Below are 17,064 nucleotides of genomic sequence, written 5' to 3' on the forward strand. Positions count from 1 at the left end.
GAATATGTTGAAAGAAAAGTTGATTCAAGTGCTAAAAATATAAAACAAGAAAATGACAAATGTCATTGAGAACTTATGACAAACGTTACTATGTTTCTAATTAGAAAATACATATCATTAAATCAAGATACTAAAGGAGTGGTTTATATGATAAATGTTAACGGTATAACTAAATCATTTCATAAAACTATAGCGGTAGATAATGTCTCTTTTGAAATCAATAAGGGTGAATGTCTCGCATTAATTGGTGTAAATGGCGCAGGAAAATCTACGTTGATTGATTTGATTTTAGGTAATTTAGTTCCTGATGAAGGTAGTGTTGAGATGAAACCATCATTAAAAAATAATATCGGTGTGTTGTTTCAAAAGACAAAGTTTAATGAATGGGTGAAAGTAAAAGAACTTTATGCGTTTTATTCATCAATCTATAAAAAAAAGAAGGATTATAACAAATTTAAAGCGTTGACTCAGTTTAATGATCAACAATTAAATCAATATGCGACTAAATTATCCGGTGGCCAACAACGATTATTAGATTTTATGCTGATGTTGACAGGACAACCTTTATTAATAGTTTTAGATGAGCCGACTTCAGCAATGGATGCGAAAACAAGACGTTATTTTTGGAACATCATTGATGAATTGAAAGCTCAAGGTATTACGATATTATATACGACACATTATATAGAAGAAGTAGAGAAGGTTGCTGATCGCGTGATTGTATTGAAACAAGGTAAGCTAACCAATGATAGTTCACCTTCAAAATTAAAGCATCTAAATAAAACATCTACAATCTATTTACCTGAACAATTTGAATCAGTAATTCAAAATAAAACCCAATTAACTTATCAAAAATATCAAAGTGAACTCCAAATAAAAACGGATGAGGTTCAAAAGATTTTACAACAATTGATTGAAATAGATATAGATTTGCATGAGTTAGAAATTAAGAAAAGTTCATTAGAAGATTATGTATTTGAAAGTGAAGGGGAGATTCTATAATGATTTTTAAATATTTGAAATTAGATTGGACAATCACTTTGCGGCAAAAAATATATCTTATCCTTTCAGTAGGGATGCCTTTAGTATTTTTCTTGATTTTCACCTCATTAACTAAAGTACCGCAATCAGAAGCTAATCAAATATATAAAGAAAGTTTGATGAGTATGACGGTATTTAGTTTAACCAGTTATTGTTTGTTGACCTTCCCTGTTGAATTGGTACAAGACAAACAAAATGGCTGGCAGAAAAAGCTGTTTGCGACACCTATGACTCCAATAAAATATTATGTGGCAAAAGTGTTGAAAATCATGAGTCTCTTTTTGTTTTCGATTATTTTAATGTTCAGTGTTGGAGGAATAATTAGACACATACACATGTCTTTATATGAATGGATAGTTTCAGGCGTTTTATTATGGCTTGGATCAAGCTTATTTTTATCTATAGGTTTGTTGTTAGCACAATATAAAGATGTGAAACAAGCGAGTAGTATAGGTAATTTATTGTATATTGCTTTAGCGATAGTTGGTGGTTTATGGTTTCCTGTTAGTTTGTTTCCAAAATGGTTAGCTTCTATTTCTGGCTATATGCCAACTTATCGACTAAAACAGTTAGGATTAGATTTTATTCAGCATCAAACGATTAATATGACGGCACTTGGTTTTCTTTTTGGGTATTGTATACTATTTATAATCATTGCTTTAGTTATTCAAAAGAAATCGGACGTGATGTAATGTCTTTTTTGCTACGAAAAATAAAAGGAAATCCAGTAGGAGCTGCTAGTTTCATTTATTTGTTGTTTCCAATTATCGCTTTATTTTATCAAGATATAAAAGGTTCTAGAGTGGTTGCTGTTTTGGTGATAGCTGGATTCATCATTAATTATGTTTTTCTAATTTTATCTGACGTTTATCGATCTAAAGTAAAACGTGTGATTGTATGGATGATCTATTTAATAGGTGTTATTTACTTTTGCTGGGCAATGGGCAGCACATTTATCATGTTCTTCTTTTTTGGCTCTTATGTACTGCCGTTTGTATTTGAAACGACAGTAAAGTCATTAGAGAGTATTCTTTTTTATATTGCTTTAATCATCGCCACTAGTCTTTCACTGTACTTAGTTCCAAAAGCTTTACCAGTAGTGATGGTACTCATTCTTGTCGTAATCATAATGTTGTTTATCAACTTTAGATTTATAGAAAATAAAAAAGTGAAGGCGCAAATGAAAGAGAAAAATCGTCATATCAATTTATTAATTGCTGAGCAGGAACGTCAAAGGATTGGACAAGATTTGCATGATACGTTAGGGCATGTTTTTGCAAGCTTGAGTATAAAATCTGAGCTTGCTTCTAAATTGATAGATCAAAATCCAGAAAAAGCTAAAGAAGAAATGCTAGCAGTGAATCAACTTTCTAAAGAGGCATTAAATAAAGTCAGATCTATCGTAGAACATTTAAAATTCCAAGACTTTGAAGAAGAAGTGAAGTCTGTAGATCAACTATTAAAACAAGCAGATATCACTTTTGATTTTGAGGGACAATCAACTGCTCGAACTTTAAATAAAGGACAACAGTCTATATTAGCGATGTTGTTGAGAGAAGCGGTCAATAATATTATTAAACATGCGCATGCGACAAAAGTAACTGGTAAATTAAAAGAAGCGCAACACATCATTACATTGGTACTCAGTGATAATGGTATAGGTATGAGTGAACCTGAAACTACGTTGAACAGTATCAGAGATCGTGCAACACTATTAGATGGTAAAGTAACAATAGAATCTAAACAAGGTGTAACATTAACCATTCAAATTCCGAGAGGTGACAAATTATGATTAATGCTGTTCTAGCTGAAGACCAAGAAATGCTGAGAAAAGCCATGGTTCAACTTATAGAGATGGATGGCGATATTAATATGATGGCTGATACTTCAAGTGGGGCAGAAGCATGGAAAATTATTGAATCTATTCAGCCGGACATCGCAATTTTAGATATAGAAATGCCGGAACTCACAGGTTTAGAAGTATTAAATAAAATTAGAGAAGCAAAATTAAAAACAAAGGTTGTTATTGTAACGACATTCAAAAGGCCTGGATATTTTGAAAGAGCAGTCGCAAATGATGTAGATGCTTATGTATTAAAGGAGCGTTCAGTAGAAGAACTGATCCAAACCATGCATAATGTTATGAAGGGGCAAAAAGAATACAGTGAAACGCTGATGACTACATATTTTAAAGAAAAGAATCCATTAACACCTTCAGAACAATTAATACTGAAAGAAATTGGTAATGGTTATTCGAGTAAAGAGATTTCTGAAAGACTGTTTCTTTCAAATGGAACAGTGCGCAATTATACTTCTGTTATTATTGATAAAATGGAGACGGATAATCGTTTTGATGCTTGGAAAAAAGCAGTTGAAAAAGGATGGATTATATAAAAAAGTGCAGACCGTTTTGATCTGCACTTTTTTTATTAAGCACGTTCTAAATATTTTACTTTGCGTCCATGTAGGACATAGTAGAGTCCTGCAGTAATGATAGTCAATACAGCCATGAAGCCGTATAGTTGTGCATAAGTAATAGATGAAGTAAATACACCTAAGACTGAAGGGCCAAAGCCGATACCGAAATCAATACCGATAAAGAAAGTAGAAGTGGCTAAGCCGTATTTTTCTGGAGTTGTCACTTTAATCGCTATGGCTTGCATAAGTGATGATAAGTTACCATAACCGATACCTAAAGCTGCACCTGCAAGTAATAACATCCAGCCTGAATGTGCAAAGAATAAAAGCACAAAGCTGATAAATAAGAAGAAGTATGACGGATAAACCACAACGTTTTCATTTTTGTTATCCATTAAACGACCTGTAATTGGACGTGTTATTAATGATGTTAAGGCATAGAAAATAAAGAAATAACTTGAAACTGCGACTAGATTGCGCTCTTCTGCGAAGAATTTTAAGAATGTCAGAATAGAAGAGTAAGTTACACCTGTTACTAAAATAACAATCGCAATCGGTACCGCATCTTTAGCGATAAATTGGCTTAAACTGAAACCTTTTGAAGCTTTAGTATCTGTTGCTTTAGTTGTCTCAAAGTTGATATGAATAAAGAATGATAAAGCTAAGCCGATTATGCCTAATACTAAACATAAAGCAAAGAGTACATCAATTGAGTATTGATTTGATAATAATAATCCGAAGAAAGGTCCGACAGCTGTTCCAAGTACTAAGCTGAGAGAGAACATGCTGATACCTTCACTTTTACGTTCAGGCGGTGTAATGTATGCCGCAATTGTCCCTGTAGCAGTTGTCGCAACTGCTGTCGCAACACCATTAATTAATCTGGTAAACATTAAGAAACCTAATGAACCTTCAATAAAGTAAAGTGCTTGCGTTATGATAAGGAAAATCAATCCAATAATTAATGTACGTTTAGGTCCTATCGCATTCACGTATTTCCCTGTAATAAAACGGCCGATTAAAGAACCGACAATAAATAATCCGGTTACTAATCCGGACAAACTATCTGAAGCGCCAAATTCGTTTTTGCTGTAACCTGCAATCACAACGATTAACAGATACATACAAAGATAGACGAAGAAATTGACGATAAAGTTCATATTGAAACTTTTAGTCCATATTGGTGCGTGCTGAGAATGCTCCACGCGAAACCCCTCCTTAAAATTGCTGTTTGATTGTTTTAAGTGTTTGAATCGTTTGTTCGATATCTTCTTGAGACAGACCTGCGTCTTCAACAATTTGTTGTTGAAGGGCTGTTATCTTTGTCATGACTTCATGGTACGTTTCGTTACCTTTATCTGTCAGACTTAATAATTTTTGTCTTTTATCTTCCCCTGGTGTAACAGTCAAAAGGTCATGTTCAAGTAACACTTTTAATAATTTACGTGTTGATGGTTTTTCAATACAACGACGTTTAGAAATTTCTACAAGTGTTGTCGGTTCATGTAAGTAAATATCTTTTAAAACTAAAATTTGAGCAGTATGCAGCTGATACTGATCAAGTAAAGGTTGGACACTTTTTACATAAGGTCTATATAATTCAGTAAAGCTATTAAATAATTGATTGATTTCCATGTTGTAGCTCCTTAAATTAAGATAGAGGTTGAGACCTCAGTAAAACGTCACAACCTCATATATAAACGAAATCAGTTTGATTTTTTTGCAGGGTAATTGATTGATTTCGTTAAAAAGGTTAGCTAAGCTAACTAATTCACTAAACCATTGTAGAAAATTCTCTAATAAAAATCAAGAGATTTTTTGAAATTAGTCTTTCAAAAGGCAATTCAATTCATAATTTGATAAGATGAAGAAAAATGAAGAGAGGATGGTCTAAATGGTTCAGTTGAAATTTGATCATATCATCCATTATATCAAGCACATTGATGAGTTTGAGTATCCAGGAGAAGTGATGAAGTTATCACCAGGCGGCCTACATAATCGTTATGGTACGCATAATAAATTAGTTTATACAGATTTGGCATATATTGAAATTATCGGTGTAAATGATGAAGAAAAATTAAAGAAGGTCATTAAATCTAATGAAGGACGCGTATCTTTCGTCGCTAAAATTGTACAAGATAATTTCGAACAAGGCTTTAAAGCCATTGCGTTACGTACAAACGAGTTAGATAAATTAAAAGATGAATTTGAAGCGAAGGGGTTAGATGTTGTAGGTCCAATTGAAATGGGCCGTGAAAATAAAAAAGGGGAACAGACGTCTTGGCGTTTGCTGTATTTGAATCAGCCAGATGCTAAATTGAAACCGCCATTTTTTATAGAGTGGAATAAATCCGAAGAAGAACGTGTGGAAGCTTTAGAAAATAAATTCCAACCTCAATTCAAAATAAAAGCCATTGAAATTCAAACAACGCAACAAGCGTTAGTTGTTAATCAATGGCGAGATTGGTTTGGTATGGAAGTCGTATCTGAAGATGAAGCAATCACGACTTTAAAACTACCTGGCGAAGCGATTGAGTATCGCATTCAATCAGGACGTAAAGATAAGTACGCGTTAGTCATTCAAGATACGACGACTGATACACCTTATCACATAGTAACACGTGGCGGCGCATATCATTTCGAACCTTAAAAATTAGTAGACATAATGATATACTGCGTTCGCAATCATAATCGCATAAGTTAAAGCGATTAAGAATAAGACAATTGCTAGCCACATATCTACGCGTGATTTACGCAGTAAGACAAGATATACAGCAGTCACTAAAGAGAATGCGGTAAAGAATACACGCAAGCTGAGATTATCTATTTGAACATGGTTGACTAATGTTATACTAATCACAATGATGTTTAAAATAATCATGATAATTAAAAAGATATTTCTCACAGTTTTCACCTCTGAATCTTTATAGTTTATAGGGTTACGTGAGGAAACGACATGAAAGTCACTTAGTTTCATTGTATAATAAGTAGACAGTGTAAGGAAAATAAAGGAGATTTTTATTTTATGGAAAAGATGAATATCACGAACCAAGAACATGATGCATTTGTTAAATCTCATCCAAATGGTGATTTACTTCAACTCACACAATGGGCAGAAACGAAAAAGCTGACTGGTTGGTACTCTAGACGTGTCGCAGTTGGTGAAGATGGAGAAGTTAAAGGTGTCGGCCAGTTGTTATTTAAGAAAATACCGAAACTGCCTTATACACTTTGTTATGTTTCTAGAGGGTTCGTCGCAGATTATGATGACAAAGCAGTCATCGAAGCCCTCCTTCAATACACAAAAGAAATTGCTGAAGATGAAAAAGCCTATGCGATTAAAATAGATCCAGATGTAGAAGTGGATAAAGCAGGGAACGCTTTAGGCAATTTAAGACAATTAGGATTTAGACATAAAGGCTTTAAAGAAGGCTTGTCAAAAGATTATATTCAACCACGTATGACAATGATTACACCAATCGATAAAACAGATGATGAATTAATTCAAAGCTTTGAACGCCGTAACCGTTCAAAAGTGCGTTTATCATTAAAACGTGGTACGAAGGCAGAACGTGCCGGTCGTGATCAACTTAAAATTTTCGCAGACTTGATGCGTATTACTGGGGAACGTGATGGTTTCTTAACACGTGACATCAGCTACTTTGAAAATATTTATGACGCATTACATCCTGATGGTGACGCAGAGTTATTCTTAGTGAAACTAGAACCGAAACCTGTGTTAACAGAGCTGAAAGGTGAAAATGCAGAAGTTGAACAAGATATTGAACGTCTGAAACAAAAGAAACAAGATAAAAAGACATTGAATAAAATCAAAGATGCTGAAGCTAAAATCGCACGTAATCAAAAATTAATTGATCAAATGGAAGAACTGTACCAACGTGAGCCAGAAGGTATCTATTTATCAGGTGCACTGCTTATGTTCTGTGGTGAAAAATCATATTACTTATATGGCGCATCTTCAAATGATTACCGTGATTTCTTACCGAATCATCATATGCAGTTTGAAATGATGCGTTATGCACGTGAAAAAGGTGCGACAACATATGACTTCGGCGGTACAGATAACGACCCAGATAAAGACTCAGAACATTATGGTTTATGGGCATTTAAGAAAACATGGGGTACGTATTTAAGTGAAAAAATCGGTGAGTTTGATTATGTCTTAAATAAACCGTTGTATTATATGATTGAAAAAGCAAAACCAGCATTAACAAAAGCTAAAATTAAAGTTTCTCGCAAAATAAAAGGCAGAAAATAATACAGTTATACAACAGATTTTCATAAGTGTAGATAAAAGGGTTGAGACTAAAAATAGTCTCAATCTTTTTTCGTGGAAAAACATAAAAAGTTGAGTGAAATCAACGACCTTTTAAGGTGGTGTGTGTTAAATTTAAAGTAACGAGAAATGAGGAGGAAAGAGCGCATGATTAATCGTTTGCTGAAGTTCTCTTTAGGCAATAAATTCGCTGTATTTTTAATGGTAGTATTAGTCATCCTAGGTGGTGTCTATTCTAGTGTGAAAATGCGCTTAGAATTATTACCTGATGTAGAAGAACCAATGATATCTGTCAATACAGTTTTACCAGGTGCGACACCACAAACAGTACAAGAGGATATCAGTGATAAAATAGATAATCAGATCAGAGGCATGGCGCATGTCGAAAATGTTAAAAGCCAATCATTAGAAAATGTTTCTATGGTCCAAGTCAGTTATGAAGATGGCACAGACATGGATAAAGCAGAAGAAGCATTAAAGAAAGAAATTGATAAACTTAAACTTACAGAAGATGCAAGGGAACCCGAATTAATGCGGAATAGTATGAATGCATTCCCTGTAGTTGTTTATTCATTTTCAGATAAAAATGGAGATTTAGAGAAAGCGACTAAGGCGATTGAGAAACAACTCATTCCGAAATTAGAAACTGTAGATGGCGTTCAAAATGTACAGATGAACGGTCAAACTGCACGTCAAGCAACGATTAAATTCAAACAAAGTGAATTACAAAAACGTGGCATGAGTGCAAAAGGTGTAGAAGACTATATTAAAAATGCTTCTGGCAAAACGCCTTTAGGTTTATTCCAATTCGGTAAAAAAGAGAAATCCATTGTAGTGAATGGAGAATTCACTTCAGCAGATGCATTGAAAAACTTTGTGATTCCTGTCAGCGCAGCACAAGGTGAACAAGGCCAATCTGGGTCAGATGAAAGTTCAATGATGTCTCAAAGTGCACAAGGACCACAAAGTAATGACATGGTTAAACTTTCAGATATAGCAGATGTTAAAATCGGACAAGAACGTGAGTCAATCTCAAGAACGAACGGTAAAGATGCGATTGATGTTCAAATTGTCAAAGCGCAAGATGCCAATACTGTTCAAGTGAAAAAAGATACAGATGCGAAAATTAAAGATTTTGTGAAAGACAACAAAGGTTTAACACAAACTAAGATTATGGACACCGCAAAACCAATCCAAGATTCTATCTATACAATGCTTGAAAAAGCGATTCTTGGTACGATAGTTGCGATTATTGTCATCTTATTATTCTTACGTAATATCAGAACAACGGCTATTTCAGTCGTTTCAATTCCAATGTCGTTGTTAATTGCGATGATTGCCTTGAAGTTGTCAGATGTCTCATTGAACATCTTGACTCTAGGTGCATTAACAGTCGCAATCGGACGTGTAATTGATGATTCTATTGTTGTTATTGAAAATATATACAGACGGATGTCTGATCCGAAAGAACGAGAAAGCGGAGACAACTTGGTTATCAGCGCGACAGCTGAAGTCTTCAAACCGATTATGTCTTCTACGCTTGTAACGATTGTTGTATTCTTGCCACTAGTCTTTGTGGCTGGTTCAGTCGGTGAGATGTTCAGACCATTCGCACTCGCAATTACATTTAGTTTGTTAGCGTCATTACTAGTGTCTATCACAATTGTGCCGGCATTAGCATCAACGTTCTTTAAGAATGGTATTAAACAAAAACGTCAACGTTCGTTAGGTGCAGTAGGCAGAGGATACAAAAAAGTATTGAATTGGTCATTAAACCATAAATGGATTGTCTTAATTTTAACAACGGTCATTTTAATCGGTAGTATCGGTTTAGGTGTCGCAAAAATTGGCACAAGCTTCATTTCAACAGGCGAAGATAAATTTATGGCACTAACTTACACACCTAAGCCTGGGGAAACTAAAGAACAAGTACTGAAAAATGCTGAACAAGTTCAAAAATATCTAAACAGCAAAAATAAAGTGAAGAAAGTTCAGTATTCATTAGGTGGTGCATCACCAATTGATCCGACAGGCAGTACGAATAATATGGCTGTGATGATAGAATATGCGAGTGATACGAAAAACTTTGATACCGAACCAGACAGAGTCTTAAAACATATCGCTAACTTTAAACAAGACGGCGAATGGAAATACTTAGACATGGGTACTGGCGGCGGCAATAATGAAATTGAAGTCAAAGTATCTGGTCCGTCAGGCCATGAAATCAAAGACACAGTAAAAGCAATCGAAGATAAAATGAAACAAACATCTGGTGTGGTTAATGTTAAGTCTGATTTAACTGAAGTCTATGACCAATACACGATTGATGTTGATAAAAACAAAGCAACTGAAAAAGGCTTATCAGCTGGACAATTAGCGATGGGCTTAAACCAAAACATTCCAGAAACTACATTGACAACGATTAACGAAAAAGGTCATAAAGTTGATGTGAAAGTTGAAAAAGAAAAACAAACAAACTGGACAAAAGAGAAGTTGAACAATCTAGAAATTCCAACACCGACTGGTGAAATGGTTCAGTTGAAAGATATAGCGACATTAAAATCAACACAAACACCAAGTAAGTTGATTAAAGAAGACGGCGACTATACTACAACTGTAACAGGTAAAATCAGCGGTAAAGACGTCGGCGGTATTTCAACGAAAGTGATGGATAAAGTAAATAAAGTCGATAAACCAGCGAATGTTAAAATTAATTCAGGCGGTGCTACAGATGACATTAATAAAGCAATGACGCAATTAAGTCTAGCAATGATTGCGGCAGTTGTGATTGTTTATCTTGTACTCGTATTGACATTCAAAGGTGGTTTAGCACCATTTACAATCTTATTCTCACTTCCATATATTGTGATTGGTGTAGTGCTAGCTTTAGTATTTACAGGCGAAACACTTTCTGTACCAAGTATGATCGGGGTCTTAATGTTAATAGGTATTGTAGTAACCAATGCGATTGTACTCATAGACCGAGTTATCAATAATGAAAACAAGGGCATGGAAATGAAAGAAGCATTGTTAGAAGCAGGCGGAACAAGAATACGTCCTATCTTGATGACAGCACTTGCGACGATTGGTGCACTTGTTCCTATGTTATTCGGCCAAGATAGTTCTATCTTAATTTCCAAAGGATTAGCCGCAACTGTAATAGGTGGACTCGTTTCTTCTACAGTACTGACACTGATTGTAGTACCTGTAATTTATGAAATTCTGTTCACACTTAAAGATAAAGTGACAAACCTATTTAGTTCAAAACGTAAAAAAGAACATTGATTTAAAAACTTAATAGACATACAAAGAAAACAAACCCCTCAGCTCGCATAATAGCGCAGCTGAGGGGCTTTTCTTTCTTAATATAATACAAATGTTAAAATAGTACTGATAACGAAAATTAAAAGGGTCATCATATTTAATAAGGAAACACCTTTTTGATCGCCTTTTGAATACTTGAAGGCTGTAATCTCCACATTTCCTACAAGCATCACAATGACCGCAAACTCCCACCAAGCTACTGGAGGAACTGTTAAGTTAATCATTGCGACAATAAGAATGAGTAATCCACCCATAACCATGCGTAGAACACTGCTGTAGATTGTATTCATTTTATAAATACTGATATAACTTACAAATAAATACAAAACGGGTAGTAATAATAGATAGAGTTGCATCGTGTGTACTTCCTTTCTGGTAATCGCAAAACACGTTGAATCATGACGTGTTTCTATTCATGATGTCAGTTTTATTGTTGTTTTATTTGTGAACGGACGTGCGCGATTTCATGTTCGATTTGCTCAAGCTGTTTGATCAATGGATCGACTTCTTGACCCGTAGATTCACGCTTTTCCAAATCGTCTTGCAGACGTACGTAATCTTGTTTTAATTCTGCTAATTGACTTTCTAAATCCAAAAGATACACCACCTTATTGATTTTTAATATCAATAATAATAGTATATCATGGAAAGATTAGAGATGTAATTACTGAGAAATGACATTTAATAATGTATCTAAATGACAAAAGAGAAAGAAGGGTGACTTATGACAGGCAAATTCGCAGTCATTGTAATATTGATTGCGCTAGGTTATTTACTAAAACGCGTCAATATATTAAAAGAAGAAGACAACCAAGTACTGGCTAAATTAGTGTTGAATGTAACGTTACCTGCATTAGTCATCGTCAATTTAAATAAAGCTGAACTGGATATTTCATTATCTGTGTTACCAGTTATGATGGTCATTTACGGTATTATTGCGAAAGTCATCGCAATCAGCTTTTTCTTAAAATATGACAATGAGATGCGAGGCACTATCGGCATGATGATGGCATCACTGAATATCGGCTTATTTGCTTATCCGCTTGTACAAGCGATTTGGCCGAAAGTTGGCATGATTTATTTCGGCATGGCAGATATCGGCGGTGCGATTGTCATGTTCGGTTTCACATACTTTATAGGTAATTATTTCAGCAGCAGCGGAAATAATACCTTTAATCTTAAATTCCTTGTATTGAACTTATTACGTTCTATTCCATTAATGACCTATTTGATGATGTTTGGTTTAAACATGAGTAACCTGCATTTGCCAGATGCAATTATCAATTTCTTAGATGTGTTAGCACAAGCTAATATGCCACTGTCTATGATTCTTTTAGGCTTGATGCTGAATTTCAGAGTAGAACGTCGTTATTTACCGATTGCCTTGAAATATTTAGCAATTCATTACGGTTTCGGATTAATAGCAGGACTGCTCGTTTATTTCTTTTTACCAGTATCCGATCAAATGATAAAAACAACATTAATGGTCATTTGGCTTTTACCAATCGGAGTTGCGGTGATACCTTATTCTATTCAATTCCAATACCGCACCTTACCGCTGATTGGAATGACCACCAACATGACGATTGTCATCAGTATCGTCATTCTCTATTATTTCCAAATGTTTTTCGTATAATAAAAAGGGATTGTCAACCATTGCTTAAGTGGCTGACAATCCCTTTTATTTCTATTTTATTAGAAAGTCATTATGCTTTTAATCCGCCAAGCATGAATGCTGCAATGACAATAAGTACAATCCCTGCAGTAATTCCAATCATTTGTCGTTTATCTTTACGTTCTTTCAGTATAAAGATACCGCCAAGTGTCGAAACAATCACAAGTAATTGTGAGAATGAGAAACTTGTTGCGACACCGACTTTAGGTTGTGAGTAGAATAAGAACAAGTTACCAATAGCCCAAATCACACCTGGCAACAGGTTACGCAATGTATAGCGTGTAGAAGTTTGATGTTTTGCTGATAATAAAAAACCACCAATCGCCATACCAATTGATTGGAAGAATAATGCGTCTAAGCCATTCACACTGAAGATTTGTGCAACTACGACATAGACAACATAACCGACTGTCGAAATTAACAAGATGATAATTGCTTTGCCTAGTTTAGATTGACCTTCGCTTGATTCATTTTTACCTTTAAGAGAAGTCAATGCAATACCGCCGACTAATAACACCATTGCTAAAAGACCTAATGCGACTTGTGTACCTGTGCTCCATTCCCCTAAGAATATTGCACTGAATAAAGTAGTACCAACGAGTTGCATACCTGTAGAAATCGGCATAGTCTTAGAAACACCAATTAAATCAACTGAACGTAATTGGTAACCTTGACCTAGTGCCCAAAAAGCACCAGAAATTAAACCGACAATAATGACTTTAGGTTCGAAACTGGAATGTCCTGTCACAAGTAGAACAATACCTACAATCAATGCACCGAGTGTCGTGCCTCGGATTTGGTTGTAAGGTCCTCCTCCGACAAGAACATTAATTAAAACAACACTACCCCAAAAGAGGGCAGGCAGTAATGCGATAAGTAAATCCATCTTCTATCTTTTCCTTTCCATGTTTAAACTTACCCCTTAATAAAATAAGAATAAAACAAAGACAATTAAAAGAAAAATAAAACGTTTGCTATGAAGGTTAACTTCACAACAAACGCTTATATTATTTGATATACTTAAATTTTTTACGTTCTGAACGTATATCGAAACCGAGTTCGCTGAAACGATCGACGAGTTGATCGTTTTTACTGCGGATTTTGAAATAGACTTTTTCAATACCTTCGTGATTAAAGGCAAAGTTAATCGCGTAACTTAACAAGTTAAATGCAATGCCTTCATAACGATAATCCGTATGCGAAGAAAAGTATTTGATTTCTGCTTTGTTTCGTTCGGGTTTAATTTGCAAGTAGAGATAACCTTTTAAAATCCCTTCGCTGACAAAAAAGAATAAATGGTTATTATCATCGAGTGTATTGACAATTTCCGCAGCAGACATGGCTTCGCGACGGAAGTTCTTTTGATGTAAGCGATCGAAATGGGTGAAAAATGCTTTGTGATAAGGAATGATTTGACGCTCAGCTGCAGTGCTTGTTTCAATTGTATGATCTGTTGAAAGATAATAGTCAGTGAACGTGTAGTGCGCATCAATGGATTTCATCAGTGAACTTTTATAGTCATCTGTGATATCAAAAGAAAAGTTAAAATGTGAATGGTCGGGTTGGTTTGCAATGATAGTTTCAAATAACGATTTAAAAGCATGTGCATCTAATACATCTTGATGACTGATGAAAGGACCTACTACTTTAAAGTGATTAGTATCATAAGAGAAACCACCCATCAGCATATGGATTTGATCATTTTCATCAACGAGCGCATATACACCTGTATCTTGTTTTAAAGCTTCAATGCTTTGTGTCAGTGCGACATTTTTTTCGTGAAGTTTATAAATATAGGAACAATAGGATGTGTCGGCTTGGTGAATAAAACTTTGGATGTCTTGAACAGCTTCAATTTTAATGGCTTTCATAAGAACCTCCTTGGTTGTTAGATAAACAGCACCTTTTCATTTATTATACTTTGTTTTCTATTGAGTTAAAAGCAAAGGTACGAGAAACAAGCACAATAAATCATGTTACAATAGAAATACGATTTTGAGAAAGGAAAATGAAGATGAAATCATTAATTCTAGCAGAGAAACCCTCTGTGGCTCGTGACATAGCAAATGCATTGAATGTTCATCAAAAACATAACGGTTATTTTGAAAACAATCAATATATCGTGACATGGGCTTTAGGTCATTTGGTGACAAATGCAACTCCTGAACAATATGATTCGAAGTTCAAGACGTGGGATTTGCAAGAACTGCCGATTATCCCGAAATATATGAAAACTGTTGTCATTCCAAAGACAAAGAAACAATTTAATACAGTTAAATCATTGATGTTAAAAGATAATGTTAAAGAGATTATTATTGCGACAGATGCTGGAAGAGAAGGGGAACTTGTTGCGCGTTTAATTCTAGACAAAGTGCATAACAAGAAACCGATTAAACGTTTATGGATCAGTTCGATTACAGCAAAAGCCATTCGCAACGGCTTCAAACATTTAAAAGATGGGAAAGCTTATTTGTCATTATATCGTGCAGCATTAGCACGTAGTGAAGCTGACTGGATTGTGGGTATTAATGCTACTCGTGCGTTAACAACTAAATATGATGCCCAATTATCACTAGGTCGTGTTCAGACACCGACTATTCAATTAGTGCAAATGCGTCAAGATGAAATCAGACATTTCAAACCATCTAAGTATTATACGTTAGAGGCACAAGTTGACGGACAAACTTTTAAGTTAGTTACTACTCAACGCATCAATAACAAACAAGATTTGGATAAGATGGTTCAACAACTAGAACATCAATCTGCCACAGTTGAATCTGTGACTTCTAAACGAAAGAAACAATATCCTGCAAAGCTATTTAGTTTAACAGATCTACAACAAGAAGCTTATCAACGTTATCGTATGGGCGCGAAAGAAACGTTGAATACACTTCAAAATTTATATGAACGTCATAAGTTAGTGACGTATCCTAGAACAGACTCAAACTATTTAACGGATGACATGGTAGAAACGTTTAAAGAACGATTACAAGCTTTGCTTGCGACTGAGTATAAGGAAGCGGTGCGCCCATTAGTCAACAAACAATTCAGTGCCAAAATGGGTATCGTTAACAATCAAAAAGTATCGGATCATCATGCGATTATTCCTACAGAGATTCGTCCTAATATGAATGACTTAAGTCAACGTGAACAAAAGATATATTTGATGATTGCAGAACGATTTATAGAAAACTTGTTGCCGCCATATGAGTATGAAGCGGTCAAAGTAATCTTAGAAATCGGTAACCACACTTTTGAATTACAAGATAAAGCAACAATACAACTTGGTTTCAAACAGTTGTGCAATGAATCTACAGCACAAACTAAATCCGCTCAATTTAAACAAGGTGCTGCTTATAAAGTACAACGTTTCCATATTCAAGAACATGAAACGACGCCACCACCTTACTTTAATGAGGGGACATTGTTAAAAGCAATGGAAAGTCCTCAAAAGTTCTTTGAACTCAAAAATAAGAAACACTCACAAACATTAAAACAAACAGGTGGTATCGGTACAGTTGCGACACGTGCAGATATAATTGAAAAGTTATTTAATATGAACGCAATTGAAGCTAGAGACGGTCATATTAAGGTTACATCTAAAGGGCGCCAAATTTTAGAGCTTGCACCGCAGTCACTTACTTCACCTTTGCTTACGGCAGAGTGGGAAGAGAAATTAACACAAATTGAACAAGGCAAATATGATGCTCGTCAATTTATTAAAGAAATGAAACATTTCACTGAAACTATCGTAAACGAAATCAAAAACAGCGAACAAAAATATAAACATGATAATCTTACGACTACAGAATGTCCGACATGTGGTAAGTTCATGATTAAAGTCAAAACGAAAAATGGACAAATGCTTGTCTGTCAAGATCCAGCATGTAAGACGAAGAAAAATGTACAACGTAAAACGAATGCGCGCTGTCCAAACTGTCATAAGAAGATGACATTATTTGGTAGGGGAAAAAAGGCAACATATCGTTGTGTTTGCGGTCATTCTGAAACACAAGAGCAAATGGATCAAAGACATAGGAATAAAGGAAAAGGCAAAGTATCTAAACGTGAGATGAAGAAATATATGGGTAAAGAAGAAATAAACAACAATCCGTTCCAAGATGCTTTGAAGAATTTGAAACTTTAATTAGAAGACACACTCATTAACGTATTTTAACGAACAATATTTAAAAATATAGTGTTGAAATCGTTCGAAAATGAGTGTGTTTTTCAAATTTCTATTAAAATTGTTTGTTTTTTTCTTAAATCTTCATTGTATTTTCTTTGAATAGGGATTAGAATATTAAGG

The 17,064-nt window shown here is 34.8% G+C and carries 16 protein-coding genes; 9 read left to right on the forward strand and 7 right to left on the reverse strand.

Annotated features, from left to right (window positions below):
- The first annotated feature begins 147 nt into the window (after window positions 1-147).
- Genes BU038_RS09370 through BU038_RS09385 form a run of 4 tightly spaced genes read left to right on the forward strand, consistent with a single transcriptional unit; the run spans window position 148 to window position 3,435 of the window.
- Window positions 148-1,002 (forward strand): ABC transporter ATP-binding protein, encoded by an 855-nt coding sequence (locus BU038_RS09370; RefSeq protein ID WP_158262797.1) that lies wholly within the window; start codon window positions 148-150, stop codon window positions 1,000-1,002.
- Window positions 1,002-1,733: an ABC transporter permease gene (locus BU038_RS09375; RefSeq protein WP_107605808.1), complete on the forward strand. Its 732-nt coding sequence runs from the start codon at window positions 1,002-1,004 to the stop codon at window positions 1,731-1,733. Before BU038_RS09370 ends, BU038_RS09375 begins: the two co-directional genes overlap by 1 nt.
- A complete protein-coding gene (locus tag BU038_RS09380; RefSeq protein ID WP_107605809.1) occupies window positions 1,733-2,833 on the forward strand; it encodes a sensor histidine kinase in 1,101 nt (366 codons plus the stop codon). The genes BU038_RS09375 and BU038_RS09380 overlap by 1 nt, the downstream gene beginning before the upstream one ends.
- Window positions 2,830-3,435 (forward strand): response regulator transcription factor, encoded by a 606-nt coding sequence (locus tag BU038_RS09385; RefSeq protein ID WP_107605810.1) that lies wholly within the window; start codon window positions 2,830-2,832, stop codon window positions 3,433-3,435. The genes BU038_RS09380 and BU038_RS09385 overlap by 4 nt, the downstream gene beginning before the upstream one ends.
- A gap of 35 nt (window positions 3,436-3,470) precedes the next feature.
- Here BU038_RS09385 and BU038_RS09390 read toward each other — a convergent pair whose 3' ends face one another.
- Both BU038_RS09390 and BU038_RS09395 read right to left on the reverse strand, forming a co-directional pair.
- The gene (locus BU038_RS09390; protein ID WP_107605821.1) at window positions 3,471-4,619 is read right to left on the reverse strand and encodes an MFS transporter; all 1,149 of its coding nucleotides are present in this window, start codon (window positions 4,617-4,619) and stop codon (window positions 3,471-3,473) included.
- Between the two features lie 58 nt (window positions 4,620-4,677).
- Complete coding sequence (locus BU038_RS09395; protein ID WP_107605811.1) at window positions 4,678-5,094, reverse strand: MarR family winged helix-turn-helix transcriptional regulator; 417 nt, start codon at window positions 5,092-5,094, stop codon at window positions 4,678-4,680.
- A gap of 259 nt (window positions 5,095-5,353) precedes the next feature.
- Here BU038_RS09395 and BU038_RS09400 point away from each other — a divergent pair, with 259 nt between their 5' ends.
- Window positions 5,354-6,109, forward strand: coding sequence for a VOC family protein (locus BU038_RS09400; protein ID WP_107605812.1), 756 nt, complete (start codon window positions 5,354-5,356; stop codon window positions 6,107-6,109).
- A gap of 3 nt (window positions 6,110-6,112) precedes the next feature.
- Here the strand turns inward: BU038_RS09400 and BU038_RS09405 are convergent, their stop codons facing one another.
- Window positions 6,113-6,364 (reverse strand): hypothetical protein, encoded by a 252-nt coding sequence (locus BU038_RS09405; RefSeq protein ID WP_107605813.1) that lies wholly within the window; start codon window positions 6,362-6,364, stop codon window positions 6,113-6,115.
- 120 nt (window positions 6,365-6,484) lie between these two features.
- Between BU038_RS09405 and BU038_RS09410 the strand changes: the two genes are divergently transcribed.
- Both BU038_RS09410 and BU038_RS09415 read left to right on the forward strand, forming a co-directional pair.
- On the forward strand, window positions 6,485-7,738 hold the full coding sequence (locus tag BU038_RS09410; RefSeq protein WP_107605814.1) for a lipid II:glycine glycyltransferase FemX: 1,254 nt from the start codon (window positions 6,485-6,487) through the stop codon (window positions 7,736-7,738).
- A gap of 165 nt (window positions 7,739-7,903) precedes the next feature.
- Window positions 7,904-11,041 (forward strand): efflux RND transporter permease subunit, encoded by a 3,138-nt coding sequence (locus BU038_RS09415; protein WP_107605815.1) that lies wholly within the window; start codon window positions 7,904-7,906, stop codon window positions 11,039-11,041.
- Window positions 11,042-11,118: 77 nt separating this feature from the next.
- Here BU038_RS09415 and mspA read toward each other — a convergent pair whose 3' ends face one another.
- Both mspA and BU038_RS12495 read right to left on the reverse strand, forming a co-directional pair.
- Window positions 11,119-11,436 (reverse strand): membrane stabilizing protein MspA, encoded by a 318-nt coding sequence (gene mspA, locus BU038_RS09420; RefSeq protein ID WP_107605816.1) that lies wholly within the window; start codon window positions 11,434-11,436, stop codon window positions 11,119-11,121.
- Window positions 11,437-11,507: 71 nt separating this feature from the next.
- On the reverse strand, window positions 11,508-11,675 hold the full coding sequence (locus BU038_RS12495; RefSeq protein WP_002479580.1) for an SE1832 family protein: 168 nt from the start codon (window positions 11,673-11,675) through the stop codon (window positions 11,508-11,510).
- A 129-nt stretch (window positions 11,676-11,804) separates the two neighbouring features.
- Here BU038_RS12495 and BU038_RS09425 point away from each other — a divergent pair, with 129 nt between their 5' ends.
- Window positions 11,805-12,716, forward strand: coding sequence for an AEC family transporter (locus BU038_RS09425; protein ID WP_107605817.1), 912 nt, complete (start codon window positions 11,805-11,807; stop codon window positions 12,714-12,716).
- A gap of 70 nt (window positions 12,717-12,786) precedes the next feature.
- Here BU038_RS09425 and BU038_RS09430 read toward each other — a convergent pair whose 3' ends face one another.
- Together BU038_RS09430 and BU038_RS09435 are read right to left on the reverse strand one after the other, a co-directional pair.
- Window positions 12,787-13,641, reverse strand: a complete 855-nt coding sequence (locus BU038_RS09430; protein ID WP_107605818.1) for a GRP family sugar transporter — start codon at window positions 13,639-13,641, stop codon at window positions 12,787-12,789.
- Between the two features lie 121 nt (window positions 13,642-13,762).
- Entirely contained in the window at window positions 13,763-14,626 is an 864-nt protein-coding gene (locus tag BU038_RS09435) for a GNAT family N-acetyltransferase (RefSeq protein WP_107605819.1), read from the reverse strand.
- A gap of 143 nt (window positions 14,627-14,769) precedes the next feature.
- On the opposite strand from BU038_RS09435, the gene BU038_RS09440 reads away from it, so the two are divergent.
- The gene (locus tag BU038_RS09440; protein ID WP_107605820.1) at window positions 14,770-16,902 is read left to right on the forward strand and encodes a DNA topoisomerase III; all 2,133 of its coding nucleotides are present in this window, start codon (window positions 14,770-14,772) and stop codon (window positions 16,900-16,902) included.
- Window positions 16,903-17,064: the final 162 nt, after the last annotated feature.

Source organism: Staphylococcus simulans, assembly GCF_003043455.1.
In the GTDB taxonomy this organism is placed as follows: domain Bacteria; phylum Bacillota; class Bacilli; order Staphylococcales; family Staphylococcaceae; genus Staphylococcus; species Staphylococcus simulans_A.